Source organism: Curtobacterium sp. Leaf183 (assembly GCF_001424385.1).
Taxonomy (GTDB): domain Bacteria; phylum Actinomycetota; class Actinomycetes; order Actinomycetales; family Microbacteriaceae; genus Curtobacterium.
This window is the reverse complement of record NZ_LMPO01000009.1, coordinates 690,058-695,221: the sequence shown is the minus strand read 5'-3', so window position 1 is coordinate 695,221 and position 5,164 is coordinate 690,058. Positions and strand designations below refer to the sequence as shown.

The window sequence follows — 5,164 nt, the reverse complement described above, 5'->3', positions numbered from 1 at the left end:
GGCGCCGTGTGAGGCTGTGCCGATCTGCCCGGGGTCAGGCGGGAGCGCCGTCGGCGCCGTGTGGGGCTGTGCCGATCTGCCCGGGGTCAGGCGGGAGCGCCGTCGGCGTACGGGCCGATCTTCCCCGTCCGCATGATGCGCTCGAGCAGCTGGTCGAAGTTGCGCGCCATCTCCTGGGCGGACTCGCCCGGCCACACGTGCAGGGGCTTCGCGGCACCCTGGGCCTGCTGCAGCGACGTGCGCTCCGGCAGCTGCGGTGAGAGCACGAGCGGCCCGAACATGTCGCGGAGTTCCTTGATGCGGAACTGGTGCTCGAGGGACTGCACGCGCGCCCGGTTGACGATGATGCCGAGGGGCTGCAGGCGGGGGGAGAGTCCGCGGCGGATCTCCTCGATCGCGCGGAGTGCCCGGTCGGCAGCAGCCACGGAGAACAGGCCCGGCTCGGTGACGACCGTGACGCGGTCGGATGCGGCCCAGGCGGTACGGGTCAGGGCGTTGAGCGACGGTGCGCAGTCGATGAGCACCAGCTCGTAGTCCTGCTCGACGTTGGCGAGTGCCTCTTCGAGCTTCCAGATGTCGCGGATGGAGGGGTGCGGGCCGTCGAAGTTGATGGCCGAGGGTGAGCCCACCAACACGTCGATCTTGCCCTGCGAACCCTTCGTCCAGCCGGACGGCGCGATGGCCTGGCGGACGATCTTCTCCTTCGGGTTCTCGAGCACGTCCGCCACGTTCAGGTGACCGGCGATGTTGATGTCGAGGCCGGTGGAGACGTCGGACTGCGGGTCGAGGTCGACGACCAGCGTTCGCAGGCCCTTGGCGAACGCGGCCGAGGTCAGACCGAGTGTGACCGTCGTCTTGCCCACACCGCCCTTGAGAGAGCTCACGCTGAGTACATGCACGTTGAGCAACGTTACCGCCAGTAGGGTTGTCCCACCTGACCCAGCGCTGAAAGGGCCCGCGTGTTCCGCAAGATCCTGGTCGCCAACCGTGGCGAGATCGCGATCCGTGCCTTCCGTGCGGCGTTCGAACTCGGTGCCCGCACCGTCGCTGTCTACCCGTACGAGGACCGCAACTCCCTGCACCGCCTCAAGGCGGACGAGGCCTACCTGATCGGGGAGCGCGGGCACCCGGTGCGCGCGTACCTCGACGTGGCGGAGATCATCCGCGTGGCGCGGGAGTCCGGTGCCGACGCGATCTACCCCGGGTACGGCTTCCTCTCCGAGAACCCCGACCTGGCGGCGGCTGCCGAGGCCGCGGGCATCACTTTCATCGGCCCCGGGCAGCACGTGCTCGAGATGGCCGGCAACAAGGTCACGGCCAAGGAGCACGCGATCGCCGCCGGGGTCCCCGTGCTCGCCAGCACGCCGGCCAGCCGCTACGTCGACGAGCTCGTCGCGGGCGCCGAGGCGGTCGGCTTCCCGGTGTTCGCGAAGGCCGTCGCGGGCGGTGGTGGCCGTGGCATGCGGCGTGTCGAGACGGCCGCCGAGCTCCGACCCGCACTCGAAGAGGCCATGCGCGAGGCCGACAGTGCGTTCGGCGACCCGACGATGTTCCTCGAACAAGCCGTCCTGCGCCCGCGGCACATCGAGGTGCAGATCCTCGCCGACGCCTCGGGCACCGACGCCGGCACGATCCACCTGTTCGAGCGGGACTGCTCCGTGCAGCGCCGCAACCAGAAGGTCGTCGAGATCGCCCCCGCGCCGAACCTCGACCCCGCGGTCGCCGCTGCGCTGCACCGCGACGCCGTCGCCTTCGCGCGCTCGATCGGCTACGTGAACGCCGGCACCGTCGAGTTCCTGCTTGACACCGTCGGCGAGCGAGCCGGCCAGCACGTGTTCATCGAGATGAACCCGCGGATCCAGGTCGAGCACACCGTCACCGAAGAGGTGACCGACGTCGACCTGGTCCAGTCGCAGATGCGCATCGCCGCGGGGGAGACCCTGGCCGACCTCGGGCTCGCGCAGGACACCGTCGCCGTGCACGGTGCCGCGCTGCAGACCCGCATCACGACCGAGGACCCGACGCAGGGCTTCCGTCCCGACACCGGTCGCATCACCACCTACCGCAGCCCCGGTGGCGCCGGTGTCCGTCTCGACGGCGGCACGGTCGCCACGGGCGCCCAGATCAGCCCGCACTTCGACTCCATGCTGGCGAAGATGACGTGCCGCGGGCGGGACTTCGCCACCGCGGTCAGCCGGGCCAAGCGTGCCCTCGCCGAGTTCCGCATCCGGGGCGTCAGCACGAACATCCCGTTCCTCCAGGCCGTGCTCGACGACCCGGACTTCGCGCGCGGGGACATCTCGACCGCGTTCATCGAGGAACGCCCGCAGCTGTTCGGCGGGCACGTGTCGAAGGACCGCGGCACGAAGGTCGTGAACTGGCTGGCCGACGTCACCGTCAACCGGCCGAACGGCGTCCGCGGCGCCCAGACCGTGGATCCGGCGCGGAAGCTGCCCACCATCGACCTGACCACCCCGCCGCCCGCGGGGCAGCGACAGCGCCTGCAGGAGCTCGGTCCCGCCGGGTGGGCGAAGGCCCTCCGCGACCAGACCCCGCTCGCCGTCACCGAGACGACGATGCGCGACGCCCACCAGTCGCTCCTGGCCACCCGGGTCCGCAGCAAGGACCTGGTCGCCGTCGCCCCGCACGTCGCCCGTCTGACCCCGCAGCTCCTCAGCATCGAGGCCTGGGGCGGTGCGACCTACGACGTCGCCCTCCGGTTCCTCGGCGAGGACCCGTGGGAGCGACTGGACGCACTGCGCCAGGCGATGCCGAACATCCCGATCCAGATGCTGCTGCGCGGCCGCAACACGGTGGGCTACACGCCGTACCCGACCGAGGTCACGGACGCGTTCGTCGCCGAGGCGGCCGCGTCCGGCGTCGACGTCTTCCGCGTCTTCGACGCCCTGAACGACGTCAGTCAGCTCCGACCCGCCCTGGAGGCCGTGCTCGCGACCGACACGGCCGTCGCCGAGGCCGCGCTCTGCTACTCCGGCGACCTGTTGGACCCGGCCGAGGACCTCTACACGCTCGACTACTACCTGCGTCTCGCCGAGCAGATGGTCGAGGCCGGTGCGCACGTCATCGGGATCAAGGACATGGCGGGGCTGCTCCGCGCCGGCGCCGCCGAGCGCCTGGTGACCGCGCTCCGCGAGCGCTTCGACCAGCCGGTCCACGTGCACACGCACGACACGGCCGGCGGGCAGCTCGCCACGCTCCTGTCCGCGGCGCGGGCCGGGGCGGACGCGGTGGACGTCGCAGCCGCGCCGATGGCCGGCACCACCAGCCAGCCGAGCATGTCCGCGCTCGTGGCCGCTCTGGCGCACACCGAGCGGGACACGGGCCTGTCGCTCGCCGCCGTCGGTGACCTCGAGCCCTACTGGGAGGCGGTCCGACGGGCGTACGCCCCGTTCGAGTCCGGTCTCGCCGGGCCGACCGGGCGGGTGTACAAGCACGAGATCCCGGGCGGTCAGCTCTCGAACCTGCGTCAGCAGGCCATCGCGCTCGGCCTCGGCGACCGCTTCGAGCAGGTCGAGGACTGGTACGCCGAGGCGAACCGGATCCTCGGACGCCCGACCAAGGTCACGCCGTCCTCGAAGGTCGTCGGTGACCTGGCCCTGCAGCTCGCGGCGGTCGACGCCGACCCCGTCGACTTCGAGCAGAACCCACACAAGTACGACATCCCCGACTCGGTGATCGGCTTCATGGCCGGGGAGCTCGGCGAACTGCCGGGCGGCTGGCCAGAGCCGTTCCGCTCCAAGGTGCTCGCGGGCCGCGACGTCACCCCGACGATCACGCCCGTGCCCGACGACGAGCGTGCGCACCTGGCCGTCGCGGGGCAGGACCGCCGACAGGCGCTCAACCGCCTGCTCTTCCCCGGTCCGACCGAGGCCTTCCAGCGGGTCCGCGACGAGTACGGCGACCTGTCCGTGGTCCCGACGATCGACTACCTCTACGGTCTGGTGCCGGGCGAGGAGCACGTGGTCGCGCTCGGCAAGGGCGTCGACCTCTTCGTCGGCCTCGAGGCGATCGGCGAAGCGGACGACCGCGGCGTCCGCACCGTGATGGCGACCCTGAACGGGCAGCTCCGTCCGGTGTACGTGCGCGACCGTTCGGTCGAGGTCGAGACGAAGGCCGCCGAGAAGGCGGACCGGACCGACCCGAAGCACGTGGCCGCGCCGTTCTCCGGCGTCGTCACGCTCAAGGTCGCCGTCGGTGACGTCGTCGCAGCCGGGCAGGCCGTGGCGAGCATCGAGGCGATGAAGATGGAAGCGGCCATCACGGCTCCCGTCGCGGGGACCGTCGGCCGACTCGCGATCCCGGTGACCCAGCAGGTGGACGCCGGAGACCTCCTGGTGGTGCTGCAGTAACGTGACCGTCCGTCCCATCCGCCTGTTCGGCGACCCCGTCCTCCGTTCGCCCGCGGACCCGATCGCTCCCGCAGCACTCGGGTCGCCCGGCATCCGCGATCTGGTCCAGGACCTCATCGACACCGTCAAGGAGCCCGGTCGTGCCGGGGTCGCCGCACCCCAGATCGGCGTCGGGCTGCGCGCCTTCTCGTACAACGTCGACGGCGAGGTCGGGTACGTCCTGAACCCCGAGGTGGTCGAGGTGTCCGGGGAACCCGAGCTGATGGACGAGGGCTGCCTATCCGTGCCCGGCCTGGCGTACCCGACCAGTCGGCACCCGTACGCCAAGGTGCGTGGGGTCGACGTCGACGGCAACCCCGTCGAGGTCGAGGGGACGGGCCTGATGGCCGAGGCCCTGCAGCACGAGGTCGACCACCTCGACGGCACCGTCTACGTCATGACGCTGGCCCCCGACACGCGCCGCGAGGCACTCCGCGACATCCGCGCGCAGGACTGGTTCCACTGATCCGGGGCGCACGTCCCGCTGGCCGGCGGCGTGCGGTTCACCGCACGATCGTGACACCCGGACGCGGGATTGTCGTCATGTCCTGACGAAGCGGTACCGTATCCGGGTCGGACTCCCTGCCGACACGGTCACCCACACCCCAGGACGCACGATGGCCCCTCAGAACGACGAGCTCAGCTCGCACCGCACCCGCACCAACCGCCGGCCCGAGCCGGCCCCCACGACGACCGCTGCGACGGCCGTCCTCGAGCCGATGGACGCACCGGAACAGGCCGCCGCAGTCTGACCC

The 5,164-nt window shown here is 71.4% G+C and carries 4 protein-coding genes; 3 read left to right on the top strand and 1 reads right to left on the bottom strand.

The window, feature by feature from the left end; all coding sequences use genetic code 11:
- Window positions 1-86: 86 nt before the first annotated feature.
- Complete coding sequence (locus ASG04_RS14125) at window positions 87-899, bottom strand: ParA family protein (RefSeq protein WP_056125490.1); 813 nt, start codon at window positions 897-899, stop codon at window positions 87-89.
- A 60-nt stretch (window positions 900-959) separates the two neighbouring features.
- Between ASG04_RS14125 and ASG04_RS14120 the strand changes: the two genes are divergently transcribed.
- The 3 genes from ASG04_RS14120 (at window position 960) to ASG04_RS18000 (ending at window position 5,161) form a co-directional block, all read left to right on the top strand.
- Window positions 960-4,370, top strand: coding sequence for a pyruvate carboxylase (locus ASG04_RS14120; RefSeq protein WP_056125488.1), 3,411 nt, complete (start codon window positions 960-962; stop codon window positions 4,368-4,370).
- 1 nt (window position 4,371) lies between these two features.
- Window positions 4,372-4,875 carry a peptide deformylase gene (locus ASG04_RS14115; protein ID WP_056125485.1) on the top strand — a complete coding sequence of 168 codons (504 nt, stop codon included), beginning with the start codon at window positions 4,372-4,374 and terminating at the stop codon, window positions 4,873-4,875.
- Window positions 4,876-5,026: 151 nt separating this feature from the next.
- Window positions 5,027-5,161 (top strand): hypothetical protein, encoded by a 135-nt coding sequence (locus ASG04_RS18000; RefSeq protein ID WP_258374075.1) that lies wholly within the window; start codon window positions 5,027-5,029, stop codon window positions 5,159-5,161.
- Window positions 5,162-5,164 lie beyond the last annotated feature (3 nt).